This window comes from Hominenteromicrobium mulieris (assembly GCF_046197855.1).
GTDB lineage: Bacteria > Bacillota > Clostridia > Oscillospirales > Acutalibacteraceae > Hominenteromicrobium > Hominenteromicrobium mulieris.
In genome coordinates this window covers 1-26,311 of record NZ_CP173188.1, presented here as the reverse complement: position 1 = coordinate 26,311, position 26,311 = coordinate 1, and the positions used below count along the sequence as shown (strand labels likewise).

Here is a 26,311-nt window from a genome sequence, read left to right as displayed (position 1 = left end):
TAAACCTCATTTCGTCTTCCCGAACACGATTTCGGAGCCTTTTTCGTTCTTTCGGATGGCTGTCAGCGGCAAGTTAAGTTCTCTTGCGAGAATATCCATGACGCGCGGGGAGCAGAAGCCTGCCTGGCACCGGCCCATTCCGGCTCTGGTTCTGCGCTTTACGCCGTCCAGCGTTTTCGCGCCGAGCGGGCGGCGGATGGCGTCCACAATCTCGCCCTCGGAGATCGTCTCGCAGCGGCAGACAATACTGCCGTAGAGCGGGTTTTCACGGATTTTCTCGGCGCGTTCTTCGACGCTGAGCGAATTGAGGTGCACGACGCCGTGACGAACGGGGGTGAAGCTTTCTTTTTTCGTAAGGCCAAGCGCTTTCGCCGCCATTTCCGCCATATAAACACCGATGGCAGGCGCGCTTGTGAGGCCCGGGGATTCGATGCCCGCGGCTTCAAAGAAGTTCGGTGCGCTTTCCTCTAAGATGAAGTCGCCTCTGTCCGCGCAGGCGCGCAGACCGGAGAACGATGTGATGATCTGTCGGCTCGGCACGTTTTTCACGCTCATACCGGCTTTTTCCAAAACGAATGCAAGGCCGCTCTGCGTTGTGGCCGTGTCCTCGCGGTCTTCGATATTCTCGGCGGTGGGGCCGAGCAGCAGATTGCCGTGCACGGTGGGTGTGACAAGAATGCCCTTGCCGAGCTTTGTCGGCAGCTGGAAGATGGTTTTATCAACCAAATTGCCCGCGTTTTTGTCGCACAGGCAGTATTCGCCGCGGCGCGGGGTGATGGTGAACGCGTGCGGCAGCAGCATATCGTGAATTTCATCGGCGTGCACACCCGCCGCGTTGATGACGGCGCGCGTTTCGATCTCGCCCTGTTCGGTTTCGAGAATATAGAGGTCGTTTTCGCGGCGGATATTTTGCACGCCGCACTCAAATTTGAATTCAACACCGTTTTTCTCAGCGTTTTCGGCAAAGCCCAAGGTCAATTCAAACGGGCATACGATGCCGGAGGACGGACAGAACAGCGCCGCGACGACCGTGTCGCTGAGCGCAGGCTCCATTTCTCTCGCTTCGTCACCGGTAAGAATTTTGAGGTTTTCTACTCCGTTTGTCACACCGCGCTCATAAAGCTCCTTTAACGCAGGCATGTCGTTTTCGTCAAAGCACAGCACAAACGCGCCGTTTCTGCGGAACGGAACATCCAGTTCTTCCGCGACCTGCGTCATCATGCGGTTGCCGAGGACGTTCATCTTGGCTTTCAGCGAGCCCGTTTTGGCATCAAAGCCGCCGTGCACGATGGCGCTGTTCGCCTTTGAGGTGCCGGTGCAGACGTCTTCGCCCTTTTCCAGTACGCATATTTCTGCCTGATACCGCGAAAGCTCACGGGCGATGGCGCTGCCCGTAACGCCCGCGCCGATCACGACGGCGTCATATCGTTTTTTCTCCATTTTTGTTTCAATCCTTTCAAATACACCAAAAGACCGCTTCAAACGGCTTTTCCCCTATAAATCGCCGACGAAGCTCTTGTTTTTTATTGTATCATACAAAACCGCGCGTTTCAATTAAAATAGTCTGCATAATTTCAACAAAAAAAGCTTGACACAAATGGGAAAATGCTTCAAAATAAAATGGAGGCAGAATGCCCTATATATTTGAAACCATTTTTCGAAAAGAAAGGACGTTAATATGAATTACCTTTTAGGTGTAGATCTTGGCACCAGCGGCACAAAAACCGTGCTTTTTGACGAAGACGGCAATGTAATCGCGAGCAAAACGATAGAATACCCGCTGTATCAGGAAAAAAACGGCTGGGCAGAGCAGGAGCCGCTCGATTGGTGGAATGCGGCGGCGGATACCATTCACGCCGTGATCACCGAAAGCGGCGTCGATAACAAAGACATCAGGGGACTCGGCATTTCCGGCCAGATGCACGGCCTTGTCATGCTGGATAAGGACGGCAACGTGCTGCGCCGCTCCATCATCTGGTGCGACCAGCGCACGGCAAAGGAGTGCGAGGAGATCACCGCACGCGTCGGCGCAGAGCGCCTGATTGAGATTACCGCAAACCCGGCTTTGACGGGCTTTACGGCATCTAAAATCCTTTGGGTGCGCAACAACCAGCCGGAAATTTATGCAAAGTGCGCGCACATTCTGCTGCCGAAGGACTACGTGCGCTACATGCTGACGGGCGACTTTGCAACAGAGGTCTCCGATGCTTCCGGCATGCAGCTTTTAGACGTGCCGAATCGCTGCTGGAGCGACGAAGTGCTTGAAAAGCTTGATATTGACAAGGCACTCTTGCCGAAGGTATACGAATCCCCGGAAGTGACGGGTGTCATCTCCGAAGAAGCCGCAAAGCGCACCGGCCTTGCGGCGGGCACCATCGTGGTCGGCGGCGCGGGCGATAATGCGGCAGCAGCCGTGGGTACCGGCGTTGTGGAGGACGGCAAGGCGTTTACAACCATCGGCACCTCCGGCGTTGTGTTTGCGCACACGGATAATATTTCCATTGATCCGAAGGGCCGCGTGCACACGTTCTGCTGCGCCGTACCGGGCGCATGGCACGTGATGGGCGTGACGCAGGGCGCGGGTCTGTCCCTTAAGTGGTTCCGCGATAACTTCTGCGGCGCGGAAAAAGAGACCGCAGCCGGCATGGGCGTAGACCCGTATTATCTGATGGATCAGCAGGCGGCGCGTTCGCCGATCGGCTGCAACCGTCTGCTTTATCTGCCGTATCTCATGGGCGAGCGCACTCCGCACCTTGACCCGGACTGCCGCGGCGCGTTCATTGGTCTTTCCGCCATGCACACGAAGTACGACATGCTCCGCGCCGTGATGGAGGGCGTAACATACTCCCAGCGCGACAGCGTGGAGGTGCTGAAAACCATGGGCGTTTCCATTGACGGCATGCTCGCCTGCGGCGGCGGCGGTTCCTCGAAGCTGTGGCGTCAGATGCTTGCCGATACGTATAACTGCGCCGTGCGCACGGTCGTTTCCAAGGAAGGCCCGGCGCTGGGCGTTGCAATCCTCGCCGGTGTGGGCGCAGGGCTGTATCCATCCGTGCAGGAGGGCTGCCGCCGCGTTATTCGACTCAACGCCCCGCAGGAGCCGATTGAGGAGAATGTGCCGAAGTATGAGGCGTTCTACCGCATGTACACGAAGCTGTACCCGGCGCTGAAGGACTGCTACAAGGCGCTTGCTGCGCTGTGAGCCGCGTGTTTGAAGCGCTGTGCGCCCACCTGAAAACGCATCCCGAAGCCGAAGTGCAGGACGCGGTGAAGTTTTTGTACCAGGCGAGTTTTGGCGGCGGCCACTTTTTAAGCGACCCCGACGGCGCTTATCAATATTTATTAAAGGAAGCGGAGATTGCCAACCGTGATGCACCGTACACGGAAGCCCTCGGCGAGCAGTACGCGCGCATCAACTTGAGCGCGTTGCAGGAGCTTTCACCGAAAACACTTTTTGCTATGTTTAAAGCGTCTTCCGAAGACACGCCCACGGACAAAACGGCGTTTTTATCACTTTTGGACGAGCTTGAAAATGCCGATTTGTTCGACAAAGCCGAGAAAGCGGCATTTTTGAAATCGTACCGTGCGGCGGGCTGCCCTGCCGTGCACCACAGTGAAGCGTACCGCCGTGCGTATCACCCGGCATACCGCGTGGTGAAAAAAGCGTATGCGGATTTTCTGTCGGCATTCATCGCGATCGATAAGTTGACGGCGGAAAAAGCCCCGGTGACGGTTGCAATCGACGGGCTGTGCGGCTCGGGCAAAACGACGTTTGCAGCACTTTTGCAGAGCGTTTATGACTGCAACCTGTTCCACGCCGATGATTTTTATCTGCCGATGCCCATGCGCACGCCGGAGCGCTACGCCACCCCGGGCGGCAACGTGCACTGGGAGCGTATTTTGTCGGATATTCTGGAGCAGATTCCGAAGAACGAGTCGTTTTCCTACCGCATGTTCGATTGCGGCGTTATGGACCTCGGCGACGCGGTGCAGGTCACGCCAAAGACGCTGAACATTTTAGAGGGCTCGTACTCTACGCACCCGGAGCTCATCGGGCGCTACGATCTCAAAATTTTTCTCAAGACCTCGCCGGAGACACAGAGCGCACGCATTTTAAAACGCAACGGCCCCGCGCGGCACAAGATGTTCGTGGAAAAATGGATCCCGCTCGAGAACCTCTACTTCACTTCCTATCCCGTTGAAAAGCAATGTGACCTTGTTTTTACGACGTAAACTCAAAAAAGTTTTTCATATCCGTATGTACCGCCGCGTGCATACGGATATTTTTGTGCTTTCAGCTTCTATATTTAGAGAAATCGGTGAAATTTTAACTATATATAGTTTTTTCAAAACTTTTTGAAATTTTTTTGAAAAAAGGCTTGCAATTTCAGAATGGATGTGGTATTATAACAAAGCCGTCAGATGAGGCGGCAAACAGAATAGTTGGTGTTGATTACAACGAGGGTCCACCTGTTCCCATACCGAACACAGAAGTTAAGCTCGTTTGTGCTGAAAATACTCGGCTGGCAACGGCCCGGGACGATAGGTTGGCGCCAACACTTAAAGCGGACATCCAATAGGATGTTCGTTTTTTTATGTTTAAAAACAGGAATTCGGCTTGCAGGCGGTTTTATGTGCCGCGCATACCGAATTCAAAAAATGAAGCCCGCAGTTTTTTGCGGGCTTTTGCTTACTCGTTTAACGTAATGGCGTTGCCGTTTGCGGGCGGCTTTTGCGTGGGGTCGGCGTTATCGTTTGCGATGAGCGTCATCTCAAGTTCGTCCGTATCGAGCTCGATGAACGAGACTTTGCCGTCTTCATCAAACTGACATTTGCCGCTAACCGTCATGTTTTCCGTATCGTTCACGGTGACGTCCGCCGTAAAGCGCACCACGCGGTCTTTTTCTTCGTAAGGCTCGGTCTTGACGGCGGTCACCTTCACGGTCTCGTTCATTTCGTCCGCCATAAGCTGCATGGTCAGTACTTCTTCAATGAAGCTCGTGAAGCCGTTTTCGCTGCACAGGGCTTTTTCGTCTTCCCAAGCATCTTTGTACGCCGTAAGGGCGCTTTCTTCGCCGCTTTCCAAAATACTGCCGAAGCGCTGCATAGGCTCACTCGGCGCGTTCAGCATGCTTTCCGCCAACGCGGCCGCGGCTTTTTCCGCATTTTTTGCCGTGCTGCCGCCCGAAGCGCAGGCGGACAACAGCAGGAGCAAGCTAAGGCACAAAGAAAGCATTACGGTCATTCGTTTTTTCATAAAATCATCCGCCTTTCTGAAAATGGTAATATTTTTCTACCTTGATTATAAAGGAAAATGCGCAGCAGCGTCAAGGCGCAAGTTGACTGAATTTTCCCCCCTGTTTTGTCGTTTCTTCCAATTTAAGGCATATGCCAAAAATCTGCAAAAACACTTGCTTTTTGGCATATCCTATTGTATACTAAATTCGTGTAGATTAGAGTTCACGCGAAGTTTGCGGGAGTTTGATTTATACGGATAGATCGGGGCGACCCGATGGGATGCTATACCAAGAAAGGATGTTTTCAGATGGAAATCACAAAGCAGACCACTATGGGCGAAATGCTTGATTATGACCGCGGCATCGCTTATGTGCTGATGCAGTCCGGCATGCACTGCGTAGGCTGCCCGTCCTCCATCCACGAGTCCCTTGAGGACGCATGTGCCGTACACGGCCTGGATGTTGACAAGGTCTTTTCTGCCATTCAGGAATATCTGAACAGCAAGAAGTAATTTTTCTAAGATAAAGATAAGCGCAGAGCGTGGGTTTTCCCCGTGCTCTGCGCTTTCTTTTTGATCGCATAAAGCGTTGCAGAAAAACACCCGCAGGGCGGTTTTTCATGCCGTTCTGCGGGTGTTGGATTAATTTTATCAGAGCGTTACAACAACGTCGCTGAGGTCTGCGTTTACCTTCAGGACAGTGCCGAGCTCATTTTGCTCGACTTCTGCGCCGGAGACGTTCTTCACGTTCTCCACGTTGCGCAGCAGCACGCTGAGGTTCTCTGCCTTGCCGTCGAACTTGAAGGTAATAACGCCGTTCTCGTTCACTGCGGAAACGCTGAGCATATCGTTGCCCTTGCTGTCGCAAACCTTTGCGCTCGCCTTATCGGAAAGCTCGAAAACGTGCAGGGTGAGGTCCTTGCCGTAATCGTAATCCGGCTGCTGGTTGTTCGCGCCGATGGCAACGATGGAGTTTTCTCTCGCAAAGAGCGGCAGAGAGAAGAAATCGTAGTTCTCGCGCAGCCAGTGACCGCCCTCGCGCTTTTCGTTCGAGAGCAGGTGCGTCCACTTGCCCTCCGGCAGGTAGTACGTGACGTCGCCTTCCTTCGTGAAGACCGGCGCGACCATCAGGCTGTCGCCGAGCATATACTGGCGGTCGAGGTCTTCGCACGGGATGTCATCCGGGAATTCCAGAACCATGGCGCGCATGGTCGGCACGCCCGTTTTATGTGTATTGACCGCAGTGGAGAACATGTACGGCATCAGGGTGCACTTGAGCTCGGAGAATTTGCGGACAACGGCTACGGATTCCTCGCCGTTCTCTTCACCCTCCTTGCTGAACAGCCACGGCACACGGTAGGAATCGGAGCCGTGCAGTCTGGAATGCGTGGAGAGCAGGCCGAACGCCGCCCAGCGCTTGTAAACGTCCGCCGGAGCCTTGCCCTCGAAACCGCTCATGTCGTGGCTCCAGAAGCCGAAGCCGGAAAGGCACAGGGAAAGGCCGCCGCGCAGGGATTCGGACATGGAGGAGTAGTTCGACGAGCAGTCGCCGCCCCAGTGTACCGGGAACTTCTGTCCGCCGACCGTGGCGCTTCTTGCAAAGAGGCATGCCTCGTTCTTGCCCTTGTACTCTTCAAGCACTTCCCAAACGCACTTATTGTAAAGGTAGGTGTAATAGTTGTGCATACGGAGCGGATCGCTGCCGTCGTAGTAGACAACATCGGTCGGGATTCTCTCACCGAAGTCGGTCTTGAAGCAATCGACGCCCTGGTCGAGCAGGTGGCGCAGCTTGGACTGATACCACTTCCATGCACCCGGGTTCGTGAAGTCCACGATACCCATGCCGGCCTGCCACAGATCCCACTGCCAAACGTCGCCGTTCGGCTTTTTGAGAAGGTAGCCAAGCTCCTTCGCTTCCTTAAACAACGGAGACTTCTGGCCGATATAGGTGTTGATCCAAACGCAGATCTTGAGGTTGTTTTCGTGCTTCATCACCTGCAGCTGGTGCTCGATATCCGGGAACATGGCCCGATCCCAGTCGAAGTTGCACCATTCGTTTTCCTTCATCCAGTAGCAATCGAAGTGGAACACGTGCAGCGGAATGTGGCGCTCTTTCATGCCGTTTACGAAGCCCATGACGGTCTCTTCGTCGTACTTCGTTGTGAAGGAGGAGGTGAGCCACAGGCCGAATGTCCATGCCGGCGGCAGTGCGGGCTTGCCGGAAAGCGTGGTGTAGTTTTCAAGCACGTTTTTCATGCTGTCGCCGCCAACGACCATGAAGTCGAGCTTTTCGCCCGGCACGGAGAACTGTACGCGCGTGACATGCTCGGAGCAGATCTCATAGGAGACCGGGCCCGGGTCGTTCACGAGCACGCCGTAGTTGCGGTTCGTGATGTAGAACGGAATGCTCTTGTAAGAAATTTCGGTGCAGGTGCCGCCGTCTTCGTTCCAGGTCTCCACGGTCTGGCCGTTCTTCACATACGGGGTGAAGCGCTCGCCGAGGCCGTAGACCTTTTCGCCGATGTCAAGGTTCATCTGGGCGCGCATGTAGTTGCCGTCCGGGGTGGAGATGGTGCTGATCATCGCGTTGCCGAAGCGGTTGCCGATGCTTGTCAGCTTCTTGTCCTTATAGTAGTAATCAAAGCTGCACGGGTTCTTGCCGATGACGAGCTTTGTGTTGCCGCTCTTGATCGTCACGGTCGTTTCGGTGTTCTCGACCTCCAGTGCGCAGTGTGCGTCGTTCAGCTCGAACGCCGGCATTTTCTGGTTGCTGCCCATAAAGTGGTACGCTTCCGTGCGGATGATATCCGGCTGCGGAGAGGAAATGTACATTTCCAGAAGCGGGCCGCCCATGGCGCGCATGTCTGCGTGGTACGGCACGGTGTAGAGGTAAACGCGATCGTTTTCTACCTTGACTTCGCGAACCTGCACGGCGTCCGTGTTCGTCACGCCGGGAAGGTTCATCCAGTAGCCTTTCGTAAATTTCATATTCAGCTCACTGCCTTTCAAAAAAATTCAAAAATTCCGTTATTGGCACTTGCGCTTTTCGCGCGCCTGCTCTATCATAAGTATAAGCGATATGCTTTGGAAAGTCTACCGCTAATTTGTCCGCTTTTATAACAATCCTGACCACTGAGCCTAAAAAGGAGGTGCGTTTTACGGACAAAAATCAATTTGACCGCATGCGGGAGGCCCGCCGCCACGGCGACGCGCTGATGCCCGTGATGAACTACTGCATTCGACGCGAAGACCGCTTTCACGCGCTTGATTGTCACTGGCACAGCGAAATGGAGCTTTTCCGTGTGATGCAGGGCACGCTGACCGTGCAGTGCGGCACCGATCTGTTTGAGGCCCACGCCGGAGACATTGTGTTTTTCAACAGCGGAGAGCTGCACGCCGCCGTGCCGGTGGAAGCCGGCGAGGAGCTTTACTTTGAAGCCATCGTGTTCAGCCCCGATTTGCTGTGCAGCACCGCAAATGACATCATTCGCGTAAAGTACATACAGCCCGTTTTGGACGGCGAGCTGACCGTGCCGCGGCTGATCAGAGCCGGAACAAATTTGCACGAAAGCGTTTCCGCCGCGTTCCAGACCGCGTACACAATGCTGGAAAACCGCCCGCCGTTTTTTGAGTTTCCCGTAAAAGCCGCCATGCTTTCGGCGTTCGGCGCACTGGTGCAAAACGGCGTGTCGGCGCGCATCAGCGCTTCTAAGCGCGCCGCAGCGGACAGCATCAAGGCCGCCATTGCGTTTATACAGGAAAATTACCGGTCTGCCGTCTCCGTACAGCAGCTTGCGCACGCCGCCGGCATGAGCGAGGGACATTTCTGCCGCGTGTTCAAACAGTATACACTGAAAACGCCGGTGCAATTCATCAACGGCGTGCGTTTAAGCCACGCGCTGGAGCTGCTCACCGCCACAAATCTGCGCGTGCTCGACATTGCCATGGACTGTGGCTTTAACTCCATGAGCTATTTCATCGAAGTATTCCGCACCGAATACGACGCTACGCCTTTGCAGTACCGCAAAAAGCTGGAAGAAATCAAGGTGCCGAAATAAACTTAAAAAGTAAAGTAGAGGGTAAAAATGATTTGGGGAATTTTGATCGTACTGATTGTTGTATGTCTGGGCTTTCTGGCGTGGCTTTTCTGCATTGCGCCGGCTTCGCCGCGCGGCGATTTTGCCGAGATGAAAAAATATGACTATGCCCACCGCGGCCTGCACGAAAAAGATCTTTCCGTGCCGGAAAACTCCATGGCAGGCTTTAAGGCGGCTGTGGAAGCGGGCTACGGCATAGAGTTTGACCTGCAGCTGACAAAGGACAAGAAGGTCGTTGTGCACCACGACCGCAGCTTAAAGCGCGTCTGCGGCGCGGATGTTTCCATCGGCGACCTGACGTATAAGGAATTACAGCAGTACCGTTTGCAGAACACCGAGGAGCGCGTACCGCTTTTCAGCGACGTGCTGGCGCTTGTGGACGGCAGAACGCCGCTCATCATTGAACTGAAGCACTACGACGATGCCGATCTGCTGTGCCCGCTCGTGTGGGAGCTGCTGCGCAACTATAAAGGCCCGTACTGCGTAGAATCATTTGACCCGTACATTGTGCGGTGGTTCAGGAAGAACCACCCGTATGTGCTGCGCGGTCAGCTGATGGGTCACTTTGAAGGCAAGGACGAGGAGTGCAAGGGCTTTTTCCGCGCGCTGTTCTGGAGAAACTTGTGGACGAATGTCCTCACCCGCCCGCACTTTGAAGCGTATGACGTGCATTTCAGAAACAACATCAGCCACCGCATTGCCTGCGACAAAATGAAGATGCAGGAAGTGAATTGGACGCTGCGCACAGCGGAGGAGTACAAAGTGTGCAAAAACGCCGGCGCCCTGTGCATTTTTGAGTTCATTCGCCCGGAGATTACAGACGAAGACGAATAATAACCCCGTTTTTTCCTGTTGATTTTTTCCGCGCGATGCGCTACAATAGCCGTGTATGAGTTGTACATACAAATCGTTTGCGCCGTTTTTTCGGCACAAAACACATACACACCCGTTTATTTACAGGAGGAATCACTTTATGAACAACATTCCCCAGGTCAAGGTCGGCATTGTTGCCGTCAGCCGTGACTGCTTCCCGGAATCCCTTTCTGTCAACCGCAGAAAGGCACTGATCGACGCTTACACAAAGAAGTTCGGTGCTACCGAAATTTATGAGTGCCCCGTATGTATCGTGGAGAGCGAGATCCACATGGTACAGGCGCTTGAAGACGTAAAGAACGCAGGCTGCAACGCGCTTGTCGTTTACCTTGGCAACTTCGGCCCGGAAATTTCCGAGACGCTGCTTGCAAAGCACTTTGACGGCCCCGTTATGTTCTGTGCGGCCGCGGAAGAATCCGCAGAAGACCTCATGGACGGCCGCGGCGACGCATATTGCGGCATGCTGAACGCCAGCTACAACCTGAAGCTGCGCAATGTAAAGGTTTACATTCCGGAATACCCGGTCGGCACCGCTGACGAGTGCGCGGACATGATTCACGAGTTCATGCCGATTGCAAGAACGATCATCGGCCTGAAGAGCCTCAAGATCATCAGCTTCGGCCCGCGCCCGCTGAACTTCCTCGCCTGCAACGCGCCCATTAAGCCGCTTTACGACCTCGGTGTTGAGATTGAAGAAAACTCCGAACTCGATCTCTTTGAGGCGTTCAATAAGCACGAGGGCGACCCGCGTATTCCGAAGGTCGTCGAAGACATGGAAAAAGAGCTCGGCAAGGGCAACATGAAGCCCGAGATTCTGCCGAAGCTCGCACAGTATGAGATCACCCTGCTCGACTGGGTAGAGGATCACCGCGGCTACCGCGAGTATGTCGCCATTGCAGGCAAGTGCTGGCCGGCATTCCAGACGCAGTTCGGCTTTGTTCCGTGCTATGTCAACAGCCGTCTCACCGGCATGGGCATCCCGGTTTCCTGCGAAGTGGACATCTACGGCGCGCTTTCCGAGTTCATCGGCACCTGCGTCAGCCTCGATGCCGTCACGCTGCTCGACATCAACAACACCGTTCCGGCAGACCTCTACAACAGCGACATCAAGGGCAAGACCACGTACACGCAGAAGGATACCTTCATGGGCTTCCACTGCGGCAACACCTGCTCCAAGAAGCTGGCGTTCTGCTCCATGAAGTACCAGAAGATCATGGCGCGCTCCCTGCCGATTGAGGTTACGCAGGGCACGCTCGAAGGCGACATTGCCCCGGGCGACATCACGTTCTTCCGTCTCCAGAGCACGGCCGACACCCAGCTGCGCGCATACGTTGCAGAGGGCGAAGTGCTGAACGTACCGTCCCACTCCTTCGGTTCCATCGGCGTATTCGCCATCCCGGAAATGGGCCGCTTCTACCGCCATGTGCTCATTGAGAAGAACTTCCCGCACCACGGCGCAGTGGCGTTCGGTCACTATGGCAAGGCGCTGTTTGAGGTCTTCAAGTACCTCGGCGTCGAGAACATCGGCTACAACCAGCCGAAGTCCCTGCCCTATCCGTCCGAGAACCCGTTTAATAAGTAATTTTTCGTAAAAATAAAAGGCAGTCTGCGTGTGCATGCAGGCTGCCTTTTTTGTTCTAATTTTGATGTCTTTGATATGTCACGCCTTTATCAGTGATCATATAATCCGTCATGCCGATATAAAATTCTGTTTCCGATGTCCATTTAATGTAAATGTGCTGCTCGTCGGTGAGTGCGTTGATATACTCGCGCGTGTTCGTTTTGTTATCAATCAAATACACATCCGCGTCGTACCCGCTGTACGGGTCTTTTCGGCTTCCACGCACCTCGACCGTGTAGTTCTCATTCGGGGAGTCGCTATGCCGGAGCAGGGTATCTAAATCATTTTGCTGCACAAAGGTGCCAAACAGCGTGATGCCGATGGAAAGGACGATCACGCTGACGGCCGACCCCGCAGACACGACCGTGCAGCTGTGGCTTTTCGTCTCATCGCTTTTCTGCACGATATAAGACGTCAGCACGGCATAATACAGCACATTTACAAACAGCGCAATATAAAGGACGAACACAAAATTCGTGACAAGCTGCGGAAGAACCGTTCCAGCCGCAGAATAAAACCGATACAGCGGGATATTCGCAAAAAGCATTGCTAAAACCAAAACAAGCTTTCCGAAAGACGGGATTTTTTGAAACAGCGAATACACCGGGTTTTTACGCGTTTTTCGGGTCTTTTCCATAGTGCGTCACCTTTTTGTTTTTCCAAAACTTGCTTTACTCGCTTTTCAGGAAACTCCTGCGACTGAGCTTCCTACGCCAAAAAAGCGTCCGGTGGATGGTTTAAGTTCGTAAAAATGCTTTATTCCGCCGCGGAGGACGTTTCTTCCTTCAAAAACTGCGAATAGTAGATTTTGCCGCCGAGGGTGCCGGTTTTCAGATTTATGATTTCCAGCGTCTGGCCGCTCGTCGTCGCCGTCACCACGTATAAATATCCCTTGTAGAGCAAAAGGCCCTGCGTGGTGTCGCTGAAATAAAAATTCGGGATGCTTTCCGGCAGCGTGTATATGTAGTTTTCGCCGCTTTCCGTAGGCTCTGCGTTTTCAAGCGCCGAGGTGTTCATCGTCAGCACATTTTCATTTACGTTGTACGTGCCGATAACTTCGGTCTGCGCTTTGCCGTCGGTGATTTCAAGAGACATCACCGTGCAGCCCTCTGCGGGGCGCTCCGGAAACTCCAGCATGGCGTTTTCGCCGCGCTGCACCGTGAGGGTAACGACGCAGACAATGAGAATAGCCGCGATCAAAATTGCGCCGAATGCTTTTTTCATATACAAATCCTCTGTATTTTTTGATTTTAGCCGAACGCCAACGTGCCGTTAATATCGTATAATACGGCGCAAAGGTCGATGGCCCTTGTGCGGTAATAGACCATGATGCTCTCTGCCACGGTGATGGCCGCAAGGGGGTCATCCTCCGATACGGAATCGCGAATGTCCTGCAAAGCGGTGCTCTGCTCGTTCACCCAGTGGGACTGCTCCTCTTTGACGGTTTCGACCGTTTTATCGTCGCCATACTCCAAAATCTGCGTGTAGACGGAATCAATCTGCTCTTTCCAGCTGTCGGAAGCCGTGTTGCACGCAGTAATCATGCCCGCAACAGAGCCCGCCGTTTCCATATCGTCCGCATACTGCGTATCGATGGGGTTGTTTTCAAACGCGGCGCGGAATTCCTCGCTGCCTGTTTCCGGTACCGGCAAGGTGCTTGTGTGGCGATTTTCGCCCGTTTCGGAAGACGTGTTGCCTTCGGGCGCAGGGGTGGGTTCTTCTTCGGGGGCCGCCGTTGCCTCCGGCGCAGGAGTGATCTCCGGCGCCGGGGTCGCTTCTGCCGTGGCGGAAGACGTATTTTTATTGCCGCCTGAGCAGGCGGTCATGGTGAGCAGCATCGCGGCGCAGCAAACGGCGCACAGCAAACGAATGCAGGTTTTCATGTTCATGTTCCTTTCAAAAATGGGATATAGCACGCGGCACCGCCGCGAGAAATTTTTGGTTCTGATAAAATGTACCACATTCGCGGGATTTATGCAAGAGAATCCCGCCCGCGCCTTGCGAAATTAAGAAAATGTTTATATAATAGTAGGGTAATATCCCCGAGAAAATCAAGCAGTTTTTATCATAAAGAGAAAGGAACGACAGTTTATGAAGCTCTTTGAAAAAACACTGACAAGCGAAACAAAGTTTGAGGGCCGCATCATCAAGGTGCTGCGCGACACCGTGGAGCTGGAAAACGGCAAAACGAGTGCAAGAGAGGTTGTGTGTCACAACGGCGGCGTGTGCGTGGCGGCGCTGACCGAACAAAATGAAGTGCTGCTTGTGCGCCAATTCCGTTATCCGTACAAGGAAGTGCTGCTGGAGCTGCCCGCCGGCAAACTGGAAAAGGGCGAAGACCCGTTTGAGGCCGTAAAGCGCGAGCAGATGGAAGAAACCGGCACCACGGGCGAAAACTACATTTCGCTCGGCAATCTGTACCCCTCTCCCGGCTACTGCGGCGAGATCATCCGCATCTGGGCGTGCCGTGTGGCCCAAAAAGGCGAAATGCACTTAGACGAGGATGAGTTCCTTGAAGTGGAGCGCATTCCGCTCGACAAAGCCGTTGAGATGGTGTTAAACAATGAAATCCCCGATTCCAAAACGCAGGTGGGCATTTTGAAGACCGCCGCGCTCATAAAGGCCGGCAAGCTTTAAGAGGCGCACATGAAAAGAACATTCATCACGCGGCTGCCGAACAAGGCCGGTGCGTTTTTGAAGGCTACGCGCATTGTGGCGCAGTCCGGCGCGAACATCACGCGCGTCAGCTACAATAAAGCCGTTGACCTGCACGTGCTGTTTTTGGAGGTCAGCGGCTCACAGGCGCAGCTTGATACCATCGCTGTGCGTTTAAACGACGTAGGCTATATTTTGAACGAGGATAACCCCGGCAAAACGATTTTGCTGGAATTCCACCTGCCGAACGTACCGAGCGCCGTGCTGCCCGTTTTGGAGCTCATCGACAGCTTTAATTTTAACATCACATACATGAGCGGGCAGGAAAACGACACCGACCATCAGGATTTAAAGGTCGGCATTTACATTCAGGATCCCGCACAGACGAAGGCGTTTTTAGAGCGCGCCGCAAAGCTGTGCGAAATGCGTGTTTTAAACTACGACAAAAGCCAAAAGGTGCTCGATAACACGGTGTTTTACCTTTCGTTTGCGCACCAGCTGGCTTCTACTCTGCACCTGCCGCAGGAAGATATGGACGCGCTCATTGCAGACTCCAACCTTTTGATGCAGCACCTTGACGAAAAAGGCGAAGCGCCGCACAAGACGTTTTCGTACATCGGCAAAATCGCCGAAATGCTGCACAGCTTTAAGGGTGAAAACTTCCGCGCGCGCATTTCGCAGCGCAGTCTGTTCGGCGGGTTTACAATGCACATCATCGAGCCGCCGTGCGGGGGCAACACGTATATTCTGGAGAAAAACCGCAAGCTGCTGTTCATCGACTGCGGCTTTCCGTGCTACAAGGACGAAATGCTGAAGATTTTTCGCAGCCTGTTCCCGAACTTTGACAATATGGAGCGCACGCTTATCGTCACGCATGCGGACATCGACCATTGCGGCCTGCACGACCTGTTCGACACATTCTATGTGAACGAGGAAACGCGGCTGAATTTCGCCTTGCAGAACAACGGTCTGCCCGATCTGCGCGAGCAGAACCGCATTTGTGCGCCGTATAACCGCATCTGCAAGCTGATGACGGGCTACACGCCACCCGATATGCACACGCTGCGCGTTATTGAGCACACAGAGCCTGCAAGCGACGCACCCATCTCCCCGCGCGGCACGCTGGAGTTTGAGGGTCTTACCCTGCGTGTTTTCGACGGCAACGGCGGGCACTTTAAGGGCGAGATCGTGCTTGTGGATGACGCGCACCGCATTGTTTTCAGCGGCGACATCATGGTGAACATCAAGGGCTTTTCAAAAGAGCAGTATGATTTTAACCTGCTTGCACCGTATTTAATGACCACCGTGAACCTCGATTCCCGCCGCGCCGCCGCGGAGCGCAAATATTTGCAGAGCCTGTTCCCGACGGACGTGTACACCTACTGCTGCGGTCACGGCGCCATTATGGATCCGAACGCGTAATTGAAAAATTGCAAAAAGAGCGCCGGTCTTCTGACCAACGCTCTTTTTTATTGCCCGGAAAATTACTCTTCCGTGGTTTCTTCTGTTTCTTCTGCGGGTTCATCGTCACGGATGACGTCTTCCGCTTCCGTTACGGGCTCATCTTCGCCCTCTTCGGCGGTGCCGTCGTCTTCTACGGCGCTGATTTCTTCCTCGTCGTCATGCGGGGCGCGGGCCATAGTGATAACCTTGCTGCCCTCGTTGACCTTCATCACGCGAACACCCTTGCTGGGACGTGCACAGATGCGAATGGAACCGGCTTCGATACGGATAATCACACCGTCATCTGCGATGAGAATGATGTCGTCATTGAGATCAACGACCTTAATGGCCGCGACATTGCCGTATTTTTCAACGTGGTAGTTGAGGATACCCATGCCGCCGCGATGCTGCAGGCGGTAATCCTCGGGGTTCGAGAGGCGGCCGTAGCCGGTCTCGGAAACCGTAAGCACGAGACCGTTTTCGCGCAGGACGCTCATGCCGACCACAACGTCACCCTCTGCAAGACGGATGGCGCGCACGCCGCGGGCCTGACGGCCCATTTCGCGCACGTCGGCCTCGTGGAAACGAATGGCCTTGCCGAAGCGCGTTGCAACGAGCAGATCATCGCTGCCGCTCGTCAGGCGCACCCAGCTGAGCTCGTCATCCTCGGCGAGATCGAGTGCGATAAGACCGTTTTTGCGCACATTGCGGAACGCAGAGAGCGCAACGCGCTTGATGACGGCGTTCTTTGTGACCATGGTGAGGAAGTGGTCTTCCTCCTCGGACTTTGTGACGCGCAGCATAGAGGTGATGCGCTCCTCGGGCTCAAGCGGCAGCAGATTTGTGATGTTCATGCCGCGGCTTGTGCGGGAGCCCTCCGGAATCTCGTAGCACTTTAAGCGGTACACGCGCCCTCTGTCGGAGAAGAACAGTACGAAGTCATGCGAATTTGCAATGAACAGCTCGCTCGCAACGTCTTCTTCGCGGCGGCTCATGCCGGAGATGCCGCGTCCGCCGCGGCGCTGTGTGCGGTACGTGTCGAGCGTCTGGCGCTTTACGTAGCCGAAGTTCGTCAGTGTCAAGACGCAGTCTTCCTCCGGGATGAGGTCTTCCACGTCCATTTCGCCGGAAATGGCGGCGATCTCCGTGCGGCGCTCGTCGCTGAAGCGCTTCTTCATCTCCATGGCTTCATCCTTGATGATGCCGTAGCGGCGCGCTTCGCTTGCGATGATGTCGAGGAAATCCGCAATCTTCAGGCGCAGTGCGGCAAGCTCTTCCTCGAGCTTTGTTCTCTCAAGGCCGGTCAGCTGGCCAAGGCGCATCTGCACGATGGCCTGTGCCTGCACATCGTCAAGGCCGAAGCGCTCCATGAGGGCGACTTTGCCTTCCGGGATAGACTTGGAATTTCTCAAGATGGCGATGACTTCATCGATGAAGTCGAGCGCGATCATGAGGCCTTCCAGAATGTGGGCGCGCTCCTGCGCCTTTTTAAGGTCGAACTGCGTGCGGCGCAGCACAACTTCACTCTGGAACTTGATGTATTCCTGCAGAATATCGCGCAGGGTGAGCAGCTTCGGCTGACCGTCTACAATGGCCAGCATAATGACGCCGAACGTGATCTGCATCTGCGTAAGCGAATACAGGTGGTTCAAAACGAGCTGCGGGGAAGCTTCGCGCTTGATGTCGATGGCAATGTGCATACCGTTGCGGTCGGAATGATCGTCGATATTGGAGATGCCGTCGATGCGCTTATCCTTGACAAGCTCTGCGATGTTTTCGATGAGTCTTGCTTTGTTGACCTGATACGGCAGCTCGGTGACGACGATCTGGTAGCGGCCGTTCGGCTTTTCCACGATCTCTGCGCGGGCACGCACGTAAATTCTGCCGCGGCCGGTGCCGTATGCGGCGCGGATACCGCTGCGGCCCATAATGATGCCGCCGGTCGGGAAATCCGGCCCTTTAATGTACTGCATGAGGCCGTCAAGGTCGATATCGGGGTTATCCACCATAGCGCACACGCCATCAAGCACTTCGCCCATGTTGTGCGGCGGAATGTTCGTCGCCATACCGACGGCGATACCGGTGGAACCGTTTACGAGGATATTCGGGAAATGAGAGGGCAGCACGTTCGGCTCTTTCAAACGGTCGTCGTAGTTCGGGGAGAAATCGACCGTGTCCTTCTCAATATCCTTCAGCATTTCCACAGAAAGCTTACTCATGCGGGCTTCCGTGTAACGGTATGCAGCAGGCGGATCGCCGTCTACGGAACCGAAGTTGCCGTGGCCGTCAATGAGCATATAGCGCATGGAAAAATCCTGCGCAAGACGCACCAGCGCGTCATAAACCGAAGCATCGCCGTGCGGATGGTAGCGGCCCAGTACGGAACCGACGGTATCCGCGCACTTTCTGTAAGCCTTTTCCGGCCACAGAGCGTTTTCATACATGGTGTAGAGAATACGACGGTGGACCGGCTTTAAGCCGTCGCGCACGTCCGGCAGCGCACGCTGCACGATAACGGACATGGAGTAATCGAGGAACGACGTCTCCATGATCTCTCTGAGGTCCACCTGTATGAGGTTTTCCTTCTTTTCTTCCATATTATCCATTGCTTGCTGATCCTTTCGCGCTTAAATGTCCAGATTCTTTACGTACTTTGCGTTGCGCTCAATGAACTCGCGGCGCGGCTCTACCTTATCACCCATCAAAATGGTGAAGATTTCGTCCGCCTGTGCGGCATCGCTCGGCGTGACCTGCAGCATGACGCGGGTCTCCGGGTTCATGGTCGTCTCCCAAAGCTGCTCGGAGTCCATTTCACCAAGGCCTTTGTAGCGCTGAATATCGTAGCCGCTCTGCAGCTGCGTCATGATCTCGTCGCGCTCGTTATCGGAATACGCGTAATAGTGGCGCTTATTCTTCGTGATGCGGAACAACGGCGGCTGTGCGATGTACACGTGTCCCTCTTCGACAAGCGGGCGCATATAGCGGTAGAAGAACGTCAAAAGCAAAGTGCGGATGTGCGAACCGTCGACATCGGCATCGGCCATGATGATGACGCGGCCGTAACGGAGCTTATTCAAATCGAACTCTTCGCCGATGCCCGTACCGAGCGCCGTAATGACCGGCATGAGCTTATCGTTGCCGTAAACGCGGTCTAAGCGTGCCTTCTCAACGTTCAGCATTTTACCCCACAAGGGGAGGATCGCCTGAAATTTGCGGTCTCTGCCGCCCTTTGCGGAGCCGCCTGCGGAATCGCCCTCGACGATGTAAATTTCGGTCTCTTCCGGGTTGCGGGACTGGCAGTCTGCGAGCTTGCCGGGCAGTGTTGCGTTTTCAAGCGCAGATTTGCGGCGCACAAGGTCTCTTGCCTTTCTCGCCGCTTCTCTTGCGCGGGAGGCCGCCATGGCTTTGTCGAAAATGGCGCGTGCCACGGCGGGGTTCTCTTCAAGGAACGTCATCAGCTTGTCGCTCATCAGATTGCTGACAAGGCCGCTGATTTCCGTATTGCCGAGCTTGCCCTTCGTCTGGCCCTCGAACTGTGCCTCCTTCACCTTTACGCTGATGACGCACGTGAGGCCCTCGCGTACATCCTCGCCGGAAAGGTTTTTATCGGCTTCCTTTAAGATGTTGTACTTTCTTGCGTAATCGTTCATCACGCGCGTTAAGGCGCGCTTGAAGCCGTCTTCGTGCGTACCGCCGTCCACCGTGTGAATGTTGTTTGCAAAGGACAAAATCAGCTCGTTAAAGCTGTCCGTATACTGCATGGCGATTTCGCAGGTAGAGTTGTTGTCCGGCGCGGTCGCGGAGAAATAAATTACATCCGGGTGGATGACCTCCACTGCTTTTTTGCGGTTCAAGTACTCCACAAAGCTTGCTACGCCGCCCTCGTAGTGAAAACGGTCGCTTTTGATGTTCTCCGGGTCACGCTCATCGGTGAGGATGATGTTGACGCCGGCGTTCAAAAATGCCTGCTCGCGCAGACGCGTTTCGAGCGTGGCAAAATCATAAACGGTGGTTTCTTTGAATATCTCGGGGTCAGCCTTAAACGTAACCATGGTACCTGTCTGCTCCGGGTTTTCGATGGGGCCGAGATCCTGCAGGTCATATTCCGCGTTGCCGCGTGAGAAGCGCTGGCGGTACAGGTGACCGCCCTGGCGCACCTCGACCTCCAGCCACGAGGAAAGCGCATTGACGACGGAAGCGCCAACGCCGTGCAGACCGCCGGAAACCTTATAGCTGCCGCCGCCGAATTTGCCGCCGGCGTGCAAAATGGTGTACACAACCGTCACAGCCGGCAGCCCCGTCTGGTGCTGCACGCCGACCGGCACGCCGCGGCCGTTATCCTGTACGCAGATGATGTCGCCGGGCAGGATGCGCACATCGATGCGGTCGCAATAGCCTGCAAGCGCTTCATCGATGGCGTTATCTACGATTTCGTAAACAAGGTGGTGCAGGCCGCGCGGACCGGTAGAGCCGATGTACATGCCCGGGCGCTTGCGGACGGCTTCCAGACCTTCAAGGACCTGTATTTGATCCGAATCGTAATTCGTATCCACATGCGTCATTTCGTTAATATCCATATTAACTCTCATTTTCCTTTCTTCGGCACGAAAACGCCGAATGTGTTTTTGTGCCTTTGAAATAAAAGACATTCATTCGTTATCTATTCAAAGAGAAACGCCGCCTGTTTCATTTGTACAGTTCCGCAGGCGGTTATCTTTATATAATAGTATAGTACAAAACGGTAAAATTTACAAGGTCATTTTTGAAAAATGTCGGCTGAAAGCTTAGATTTTCTGCGGTTTTTTGTGCATAAACATACAAAAGCATGTATATTTGAAAATGCACACCGCTTTCCCCTATTTCCTGCGGTTTTTCGGTCGGTAAGAACGCAAAAAGAGCCGCCCGCAAATTACAATTCGGCAGCTCTTTTCCGTGTGGATTTTCTGTTTTTCAGGGCTTTGCCCCGAGGCTCTATAAGCTTTCTGAAGAAAGTTTAATCAAAGACCTTTACATTTTATTTGCCGTCAGAATTCAGACGCGTCGGTTCACTCTGCGCTCCGGCTCGTTATTTTCTCTGTATCTGCCCGTATTCATCTCCGTAAACGTATCGTCACGGCTCGGAGCACGTCTTTCCGGTTCCGCATTGCGCTGCGGAGCCTGTCGCGGGGCTTCGCGTTGTACTCTGCGGATGACAGGGCGCTTTAAATACACCGTGAAAAGGCTTAAAAAGAAGAAAATCGCAAACGGGATGAAAATTTGCAGGCAAGTGAACAGCTTGATGTCATCCAAAACGAATTTATGGAAGAAATAGATGCACACGCCGGCGCAGATAGCCAGCACGGCAAACACATACACGAGCGGAGAAAGATAGATATTGGAAATACCGCCGCAGCGCGGGCATTTATACTCGCCCTCACGCTTCAATCTCCACGTGCGAACAAGGTTGACATGCTTTTTGCAATACGGACAGGTAGGAATGCCGAAATACTGCATAAATGAAGATCCTTTCTGTTACAGTCCCTTGGCGTGCGGTCTCAGCGCAATGCCGCCGATCTCCGCGCGGGAGCGTTTTAAAAGCGTGGCCGGAGCAATCTGCGTGATATACACGCGCTCGCCGCCGATATAGTCTCTGCAAACCACAATGGAACGCGGCAGGTCATAGCACACGTCTTCCACAAGGTTCTCTTTTTGGGCGCGCTTCAAAAAATCGCGCGTTGCGCCGGAGACCGTGGTGTTTTCCATATCGAAAATGCCCACGACGTCTTCTTCGCGCACTACAACGCCCATACCAAGGTGAATATACATACCATGCTCCTTATCATACCACAGGTTTACTCGCTTTCGCAAGTCGGCGTTTCGTTTTCCGCGTGCACTTCCCCTGCTTTTTCGTCCGTATCCTGCCGCACCGTGCCTTTTTCCACATAGAACCCGCGTCCCGTTTCCATCAGGCGCACAGTTTCCGGGTCGCAACACGTGATGAACACCTGCCGCCCGTCAAGGTGATTCAAAAGATAATCGCGGCGGCTCATATCAAGCTCACTCATCACGTCATCGAGCAAGATAACCGGGCGCTCGCCGGTTTTTCGGTACAGAATATCGGCTTCCGCAAGCTTTAACGCCAGCACGATGCTGCGCTGCTGCCCCTGCGAACCGAACGTTCTGGCGGAAAGTCCGTCTATGGTGAGCATCAAATCATCTCTGTGCGGGCCGACGGACGTAAACCCCGCGCGAGCATCGGCATTTCTGGCGTTTTTCAGCGCTTCGGAAAACCGCTCGGCAATCTCCGTTTTTGTCTCCGCACCGCCAAACGGCGCGTAAGAAAGCGTGATTTCCTCCCTGTTTTTCGCGATACCCCGGTAAATTTCCGCCGCACGCGGCTCCAGATCTTTGCAGAACGCAGCGCGCTCCTGTACGACCTCCGTGCCGAACAGAATAAGGCGCTCGTCCCAAACATCAAGCGTATCGATAAGCTCCGGGTGACGCGGAATATCCTTTAAAAGCGCATTGCGCTGCATGAGAGCTTTATTATAATGCGCCAAAACGCGCGTAAATGCCGGGCGGGACTGGCACAACGCACCGTCTAAAAACGCGCGGCGGCGCGAAGGGCCTTCTTTGACGAGCAAAAGATGCTCCGGCGAAAAAATGACGGCGCAGAACTTGCCCACAAGCGCCGAGCCGGTCTTTTTCTCCACGCCGTTGATGACACTGGAGCGCCGACCGTCGCGCAGTTCGAGCCTTAGCTCCTGCTCGCGTCCTTCTGTAAACAGCGTCATGGAAAGTGAGGCCGCAGGCGCATTTTTGCCGTCTTTTAAAACCGGCAACTCACTATCCTTTGTGCCGCGAAACGAATGTCCGCCCGTAAAAAGCCAGATGGCCTCAAGCAAATTCGTTTTGCCCTGGGCATTGCTGCCGTGAATGACATTGATGGTTTCGCCCGGAAAAATTTCGCCCGGGCACAAATTTCGGAAATTTTCAAAGCCGAGGCGCAGTACGTTCACCGGCTCATTCCTCCACTTTTACCGTATAGCGGCCGCCGTTATATTCGGCATAGTCGCCGTCGCGCATTTTCTTTCCACGCATGGTGCAGACTTCGCCATTTACTTCGACTTCGCCGTTTTGAATGACGAATTTGGCCTGTCCGCCGGTATCCAACGCGCCGCCAAGCTTTAAAAGTGCATCCAGACGGATGAACTCCGTTGTGATCGTGATGATCTCATTTTTCATAATATATTCGATCCTTTATAAAATAAAGATAAATTTAATGTACGAATCTTCGCGTTTGTTCGCGCATTAAAGTTGTACGGAATTTATACTTTAGATTTTGGTGTCAAAGCTTCACAAGTTAATGTTTCACGAAAGTCGTAACACTTGTCCGTGAATGGCGGACAGCGCGTGAAACATCGATCACATTTCGCTGCGCAGGCGTACCGGCAGGACGAGGAACGAAAACGCGTCGCCCTCCTTCGGCAGAACGAGCATCGGGCTGATCGGGCCGCCGAGCTGCAGTCGAACTTCGTCGGTCTCCGCCGCGCGGAGTGCATCGAGTAAATATTTGTTATTGAAACCGATTTCAAGCTGGTCTCCGGAAATTTCCGCTGAAATCTGGTCGGTGGCACGGCCCATGGTGGTGGTGCAGAAAAGCTTGACGGTGTCTTCGCCAATCACGCAGCGCACCGGGCTTTTCAGGCGGTCGGTGATGAGAAGCGAAACGCGCTCGACACTTTCGATCATCGTACGAGTGGAAACCGTAACTTCGGTTTTTTTATCCTTCGGCAGTGCCGATTTATAATCGAGGAATTCGCCCTCGAGCAAAGCAGAAATAACCGTATAATTATCGATGCGGAACAAAATGTGGCGGCGGCTCGGACAAATCTCCACTTCGCCCTCGCTGTCCTTTAAGAGCTTGAGTACTTCGGAAAGTGTCTTTCCAGGAACGACAAATTCGGTGTTGTTCGCGTAGTTAATCGCCTCGCGGCGCAGGGCCAACCGGTAGCCGTCAACCGACACAACATCTAAATTTCCGTTTTCAATTTTGAACAAACTGCCCTGATGGATCGGCTTTGCGGTGCTGTCCGCGACGGCAAAAAGCGTCTGGCGAATCATACTTTTTAAGAGTTCCTGCGGCATTTTGATTGTATCGGCGTCGGTGATTTTCGGCAGCTCCGGGAATTCTGCCGAATCCATACCGATGATGGTGAAGCAGCTCACGCCGGAGGTGATGGTGGCGGTGTTGCGGTCGTCCACGTCAATGGTGATGTCCTCGTCCGGCGAACGGCGGACGATCTCGGCGAACAGCTTTGCGGTGAGGATGATCGCGCCCGGCGCGGAAATGATGGCGGGTAGCTCGGTTTGCATGCCGATTTCAAGATCGTAAGCGGTTAAAATGAGGCGGTTTTCTTCGCTGCGGATGAGGATGCCTTCGAGCGCCGGAATAGAAGTTTTGGAGGAAACCGCTCTTTGCAGATTGGTTACGGCTTCGTTCAACAATCTTTTTTCTACGGTGAATTTCATGTGGATAAGTTCTTCCTTTCTGCGCGGTTTTGTGGTTTTGGCCTTTTGTTTAGCATTTTGGACCGCGGAAGTTTTACCGCGCATTTTGGTTTTTTACATTTCTATGTGTTTTTGGGTGTGGAGATGTGGAAGGAGTAAGCTTGCGGTCCTTTTTTATATTTATTTTAAGTATAAGTTATAGCAGTAGTCGTAGAGGGTGTGAAAAAGTTGGAAACTTCAAAAAGTGGCTTTGGACAGGTGAAAATCGCGCGAAAGTTTTGCGAAAATGGATGTGGAGGGATTGTGGAGAGTGTGGAAAATTTGATTTCGTCCACAGAGCAGTTGAAAACTCTGTGTGAAATGTTGAAAACTCGTTGATTTTATTTTGACTTTCGTGTGTAAGGACACTGGAGATCATACCCTATATCTTGTGGTTGTGCTTCAAAGATAGCCACAAGAAAGTCTACGACAATTATACAGAACGTTATAGGAAATGCTCTGTATTTGATATTTTTAAAAGTACAGCGAATTTGCCTGTATTCCAGTATATAGGAAAGAATAAGGGAAATGGAGCACTTTAGGGGTGAAAGAAGATCAGCGGTCGCGAATATTTTTGATGATGTCGCTGACGGTGGCCTTCGTCACGGGATCGCGCGCAGATTTTTCTTCGATTTGCTGGATGGCGTAAACGACGGTGGAGTGGTCTCTGCCGCCGAATTCCTTGCCGATCTCGACCATAGGCATCTGTGTAATCTCGCGCACGACATACATGGAGATCTGGCGCGCAAAGGAAACATTTGCGTTGCGCTTGGAGGACTTGATATCTTCCGGGGAAACGCCGTAGGTGCGGCCGACTTCTTCAATGATTTTGCTGACGGTGACAGGCGCAGGCTGCTCGTTGTTTACGATGTCGCTGATGGCGCGCTGTGCCGTGCTGATAGTGGGGGTGGCGCCTTCCACAAGATGGATGGCGTTGAGCTTTTTGACCGTGCCTTCCAGCTGGCGGATGTTGCTCTTGAGCTTCTGTGCGATAAATTCACAGACGTTGTCCGGCACACTGAGACCGACAAGCTCGGCTTTGCGCTTGATGATTGCCATGCGGGTCTCAAAGTCCGGCGGCTGCACATCGGCGGTAAGGCCCCATTCAAAGCGGGTCTTCAGACGATCTTCCAAGGTAGCGATGTCGCGCGGGGGACGGTCGCTTGTTAAAACGATCTGCTTTTTGGATTCGTATAATGTATTGAATGTGTGGAAGAACTCTTCCTGCGTGGATTCCTTGCCGGCGATGAACTGAATATCGTCGATGAGGAGTGCGTCGGCCTTGCGGTACTTTTCGCGGAAACTCACGGTGGTACCGGCGCGGATGGCCTCGATCAGCTCGTTTGCAAACTGGTCGCCCTTGACGTAAATGATATCCTTATCCGGGAAATTCTTTTTGAGCTCGTGACCGATGGCGTTGAGCAGGTGCGTTTTGCCGAGGCCGGAGTTGCCGTAGATAAAGAGGGGATTGTAGTTTTTGGCCGGCTCTTTTGCAACATAGCGGCAGGCTGCGCAGGCAAATTTATTGGAGCTGCCCTCGATGAACGTTTCAAACGTGTACTCGTATTCGTCATCGTCCGGCACGCGCTCTTTTTCTTTTTTCTCCATCGGGGTGATGAGCTTATAGGTGAAAGCTTCGCCGAAAACGCTCTGTACGGCGTCGTTCAAGCACTTGTGAAAGCCGCGCTCGATGGTGGATTTGTTAAATTCGTTCGGCGCTTGAATGATTGCAACGCCTGCTCCGAAATCGAGCGAGATGGGGACGAGCTTGCTGAACCAGGTTTCATAGCTCACGTCGGTGACCTGCTTTTTGCAGTAGTCGCAAATGAGGTCCCATGCTTCTAAGAATGATTCCAT

The 26,311-nt window shown here is 53.7% G+C and carries 22 protein-coding genes and 1 rRNA gene; 9 read left to right on the top strand and 14 right to left on the bottom strand.

The genetic code is table 11. The features are described from left to right. Window positions 1–6: 6 nt before the first annotated feature. Window positions 7–1,440 (bottom strand): NAD(P)/FAD-dependent oxidoreductase, encoded by a 1,434-nt coding sequence (locus ACI0CA_RS00115; protein ID WP_308449509.1) that lies wholly within the window; start codon window positions 1,438–1,440, stop codon window positions 7–9. A 238-nt stretch (window positions 1,441–1,678) separates the two neighbouring features. On the opposite strand from ACI0CA_RS00115, the gene xylB reads away from it, so the two are divergent. From xylB to rrf, 3 genes are all read left to right on the top strand, one after another. After that, a complete protein-coding gene (xylB, locus tag ACI0CA_RS00110; RefSeq protein WP_308449508.1) occupies window positions 1,679–3,202 on the top strand; it encodes a xylulokinase in 1,524 nt (507 codons plus the stop codon). Continuing rightward, window positions 3,199–4,233 (top strand): uridine kinase family protein, encoded by a 1,035-nt coding sequence (locus tag ACI0CA_RS00105; RefSeq protein ID WP_308449507.1) that lies wholly within the window; start codon window positions 3,199–3,201, stop codon window positions 4,231–4,233. Before xylB ends, ACI0CA_RS00105 begins: the two co-directional genes overlap by 4 nt. A 209-nt stretch (window positions 4,234–4,442) precedes the next feature. Next, window positions 4,443–4,559: ribosomal RNA gene (rrf, locus tag ACI0CA_RS00100) — 5S ribosomal RNA — on the top strand. A gap of 131 nt (window positions 4,560–4,690) precedes the next feature. On the opposite strand, the gene ACI0CA_RS00095 is transcribed toward rrf, so the two are convergent. Then, on the bottom strand, window positions 4,691–5,257 hold the full coding sequence (locus ACI0CA_RS00095; protein WP_308449506.1) for a hypothetical protein: 567 nt from the start codon (window positions 5,255–5,257) through the stop codon (window positions 4,691–4,693). 288 nt (window positions 5,258–5,545) lie between these two features. Between ACI0CA_RS00095 and ACI0CA_RS00090 the strand changes: the two genes are divergently transcribed. Next, entirely contained in the window at window positions 5,546–5,749 is a 204-nt protein-coding gene (locus ACI0CA_RS00090) for a DUF1858 domain-containing protein (RefSeq protein ID WP_176820418.1), read from the top strand. 138 nt (window positions 5,750–5,887) lie between these two features. Here the strand turns inward: ACI0CA_RS00090 and yicI are convergent, their stop codons facing one another. Next, window positions 5,888–8,224, bottom strand: coding sequence for an alpha-xylosidase (gene yicI, locus ACI0CA_RS00085; RefSeq protein WP_308449505.1), 2,337 nt, complete (start codon window positions 8,222–8,224; stop codon window positions 5,888–5,890). Window positions 8,225–8,340: 116 nt separating this feature from the next. Here yicI and ACI0CA_RS00080 point away from each other — a divergent pair, with 116 nt between their 5' ends. The 3 genes from ACI0CA_RS00080 to ACI0CA_RS00070 all read left to right on the top strand — a co-directional run bounded on the left by ACI0CA_RS00080 (window position 8,341) and on the right by ACI0CA_RS00070 (window position 11,788). Beyond that, complete coding sequence (locus ACI0CA_RS00080; RefSeq protein WP_343285334.1) at window positions 8,341–9,294, top strand: helix-turn-helix transcriptional regulator; 954 nt, start codon at window positions 8,341–8,343, stop codon at window positions 9,292–9,294. A gap of 27 nt (window positions 9,295–9,321) precedes the next feature. Continuing rightward, window positions 9,322–10,167, top strand: coding sequence for a glycerophosphodiester phosphodiesterase family protein (locus ACI0CA_RS00075; protein ID WP_308449504.1), 846 nt, complete (start codon window positions 9,322–9,324; stop codon window positions 10,165–10,167). 139 nt (window positions 10,168–10,306) lie between these two features. Continuing rightward, window positions 10,307–11,788 (top strand): L-fucose/L-arabinose isomerase family protein, encoded by a 1,482-nt coding sequence (locus ACI0CA_RS00070; protein WP_412354760.1) that lies wholly within the window; start codon window positions 10,307–10,309, stop codon window positions 11,786–11,788. A 55-nt stretch (window positions 11,789–11,843) separates the two neighbouring features. Here ACI0CA_RS00070 and ACI0CA_RS00065 read toward each other — a convergent pair whose 3' ends face one another. From ACI0CA_RS00065 to ACI0CA_RS00055, 3 genes are all read right to left on the bottom strand, one after another. Next, complete coding sequence (locus ACI0CA_RS00065; protein ID WP_412385004.1) at window positions 11,844–12,464, bottom strand: DUF5412 family protein; 621 nt, start codon at window positions 12,462–12,464, stop codon at window positions 11,844–11,846. 119 nt (window positions 12,465–12,583) lie between these two features. Then, on the bottom strand, window positions 12,584–13,051 hold the full coding sequence (locus ACI0CA_RS00060; protein ID WP_446806641.1) for a hypothetical protein: 468 nt from the start codon (window positions 13,049–13,051) through the stop codon (window positions 12,584–12,586). A gap of 26 nt (window positions 13,052–13,077) precedes the next feature. After that, complete coding sequence (locus ACI0CA_RS00055) at window positions 13,078–13,710, bottom strand: hypothetical protein (protein ID WP_446806642.1); 633 nt, start codon at window positions 13,708–13,710, stop codon at window positions 13,078–13,080. Window positions 13,711–13,918: 208 nt separating this feature from the next. Here ACI0CA_RS00055 and ACI0CA_RS00050 point away from each other — a divergent pair, with 208 nt between their 5' ends. Then, window positions 13,919–14,464 carry an NUDIX domain-containing protein gene (locus ACI0CA_RS00050; RefSeq protein WP_417072700.1) on the top strand — a complete coding sequence of 182 codons (546 nt, stop codon included), beginning with the start codon at window positions 13,919–13,921 and terminating at the stop codon, window positions 14,462–14,464. 9 nt (window positions 14,465–14,473) lie between these two features. Continuing rightward, a complete protein-coding gene (locus ACI0CA_RS00045) occupies window positions 14,474–15,904 on the top strand; it encodes an MBL fold metallo-hydrolase (RefSeq protein WP_308449498.1) in 1,431 nt (476 codons plus the stop codon). A gap of 62 nt (window positions 15,905–15,966) precedes the next feature. On the opposite strand, the gene gyrA is transcribed toward ACI0CA_RS00045, so the two are convergent. From gyrA to dnaA, 8 genes are all read right to left on the bottom strand, one after another. After that, entirely contained in the window at window positions 15,967–18,522 is a 2,556-nt protein-coding gene (gene gyrA / locus ACI0CA_RS00040; RefSeq protein WP_395506992.1) for a DNA gyrase subunit A, read from the bottom strand. Between the two features lie 30 nt (window positions 18,523–18,552). Then, window positions 18,553–20,502, bottom strand: coding sequence for a DNA topoisomerase (ATP-hydrolyzing) subunit B (gene gyrB, locus ACI0CA_RS00035; protein WP_308449497.1), 1,950 nt, complete (start codon window positions 20,500–20,502; stop codon window positions 18,553–18,555). Between the two features lie 454 nt (window positions 20,503–20,956). Further along, on the bottom strand, window positions 20,957–21,418 hold the full coding sequence (locus tag ACI0CA_RS00030; RefSeq protein WP_412264873.1) for a hypothetical protein: 462 nt from the start codon (window positions 21,416–21,418) through the stop codon (window positions 20,957–20,959). 18 nt (window positions 21,419–21,436) lie between these two features. After that, on the bottom strand, window positions 21,437–21,772 hold the full coding sequence (remB, locus tag ACI0CA_RS00025; protein ID WP_412585814.1) for an extracellular matrix regulator RemB: 336 nt from the start codon (window positions 21,770–21,772) through the stop codon (window positions 21,437–21,439). Beyond that, window positions 21,757–22,923, bottom strand: coding sequence for a DNA replication/repair protein RecF (gene recF / locus ACI0CA_RS00020; protein ID WP_412264877.1), 1,167 nt, complete (start codon window positions 22,921–22,923; stop codon window positions 21,757–21,759). The genes remB and recF overlap by 16 nt, the downstream gene beginning before the upstream one ends. Before the next feature lie 4 nt (window positions 22,924–22,927). Next, the gene (locus ACI0CA_RS00015; protein WP_316520741.1) at window positions 22,928–23,149 is read right to left on the bottom strand and encodes an RNA-binding S4 domain-containing protein; all 222 of its coding nucleotides are present in this window, start codon (window positions 23,147–23,149) and stop codon (window positions 22,928–22,930) included. 180 nt (window positions 23,150–23,329) lie between these two features. Beyond that, window positions 23,330–24,436, bottom strand: a complete 1,107-nt coding sequence (dnaN, locus tag ACI0CA_RS00010) for a DNA polymerase III subunit beta (RefSeq protein ID WP_343285327.1) — start codon at window positions 24,434–24,436, stop codon at window positions 23,330–23,332. A gap of 573 nt (window positions 24,437–25,009) precedes the next feature. Next, window positions 25,010–26,311, bottom strand: coding sequence for a chromosomal replication initiator protein DnaA (dnaA, locus tag ACI0CA_RS00005; RefSeq protein ID WP_308449492.1), 1,302 nt, complete (start codon window positions 26,309–26,311; stop codon window positions 25,010–25,012).

Bases quoted from the DNA above. Each gene is read 5' to 3' on its own strand.
- ACI0CA_RS00090 (WP_176820418.1), top strand. From the start codon at position 5,546: ATGGAAATCACAAAGCAGACCACTATGGGCGAAATGCTTGATTATGAC.
- ACI0CA_RS00070 (WP_412354760.1), top strand. From the start codon at position 10,307: ATGAACAACATTCCCCAGGTCAAGGTCGGCATTGTTGCCGTCAGCCGT.
- gyrB (WP_308449497.1), bottom strand. From the start codon at position 20,502: ATGGATATTAACGAAATGACGCATGTGGATACGAATTACGATTCGGAT.
- dnaA (WP_308449492.1), bottom strand. From the start codon at position 26,311: ATGGAATCATTCTTAGAAGCATGGGACCTCATTTGCGACTACTGCAAA.
- ACI0CA_RS00050 (WP_417072700.1), top strand. From the start codon at position 13,919: ATGAAGCTCTTTGAAAAAACACTGACAAGCGAAACAAAGTTTGAGGGC.
- ACI0CA_RS00055 (WP_446806642.1), bottom strand. From the start codon at position 13,710: ATGAAAACCTGCATTCGTTTGCTGTGCGCCGTTTGCTGCGCCGCGATG.
- ACI0CA_RS00045 (WP_308449498.1), top strand. From the start codon at position 14,474: ATGAAAAGAACATTCATCACGCGGCTGCCGAACAAGGCCGGTGCGTTT.
- ACI0CA_RS00065 (WP_412385004.1), bottom strand. From the start codon at position 12,464: ATGGAAAAGACCCGAAAAACGCGTAAAAACCCGGTGTATTCGCTGTTT.
- xylB (WP_308449508.1), top strand. From the start codon at position 1,679: ATGAATTACCTTTTAGGTGTAGATCTTGGCACCAGCGGCACAAAAACC.
- ACI0CA_RS00060 (WP_446806641.1), bottom strand. From the start codon at position 13,051: ATGAAAAAAGCATTCGGCGCAATTTTGATCGCGGCTATTCTCATTGTC.
- ACI0CA_RS00115 (WP_308449509.1), bottom strand. From the start codon at position 1,440: ATGGAGAAAAAACGATATGACGCCGTCGTGATCGGCGCGGGCGTTACG.
- ACI0CA_RS00030 (WP_412264873.1), bottom strand. From the start codon at position 21,418: ATGCAGTATTTCGGCATTCCTACCTGTCCGTATTGCAAAAAGCATGTC.
- yicI (WP_308449505.1), bottom strand. From the start codon at position 8,224: ATGAAATTTACGAAAGGCTACTGGATGAACCTTCCCGGCGTGACGAAC.
- gyrA (WP_395506992.1), bottom strand. From the start codon at position 18,522: ATGGAAGAAAAGAAGGAAAACCTCATACAGGTGGACCTCAGAGAGATC.
- ACI0CA_RS00075 (WP_308449504.1), top strand. From the start codon at position 9,322: ATGATTTGGGGAATTTTGATCGTACTGATTGTTGTATGTCTGGGCTTT.
- ACI0CA_RS00015 (WP_316520741.1), bottom strand. From the start codon at position 23,149: ATGAAAAATGAGATCATCACGATCACAACGGAGTTCATCCGTCTGGAT.
- dnaN (WP_343285327.1), bottom strand. From the start codon at position 24,436: ATGAAATTCACCGTAGAAAAAAGATTGTTGAACGAAGCCGTAACCAAT.
- ACI0CA_RS00095 (WP_308449506.1), bottom strand. From the start codon at position 5,257: ATGAAAAAACGAATGACCGTAATGCTTTCTTTGTGCCTTAGCTTGCTC.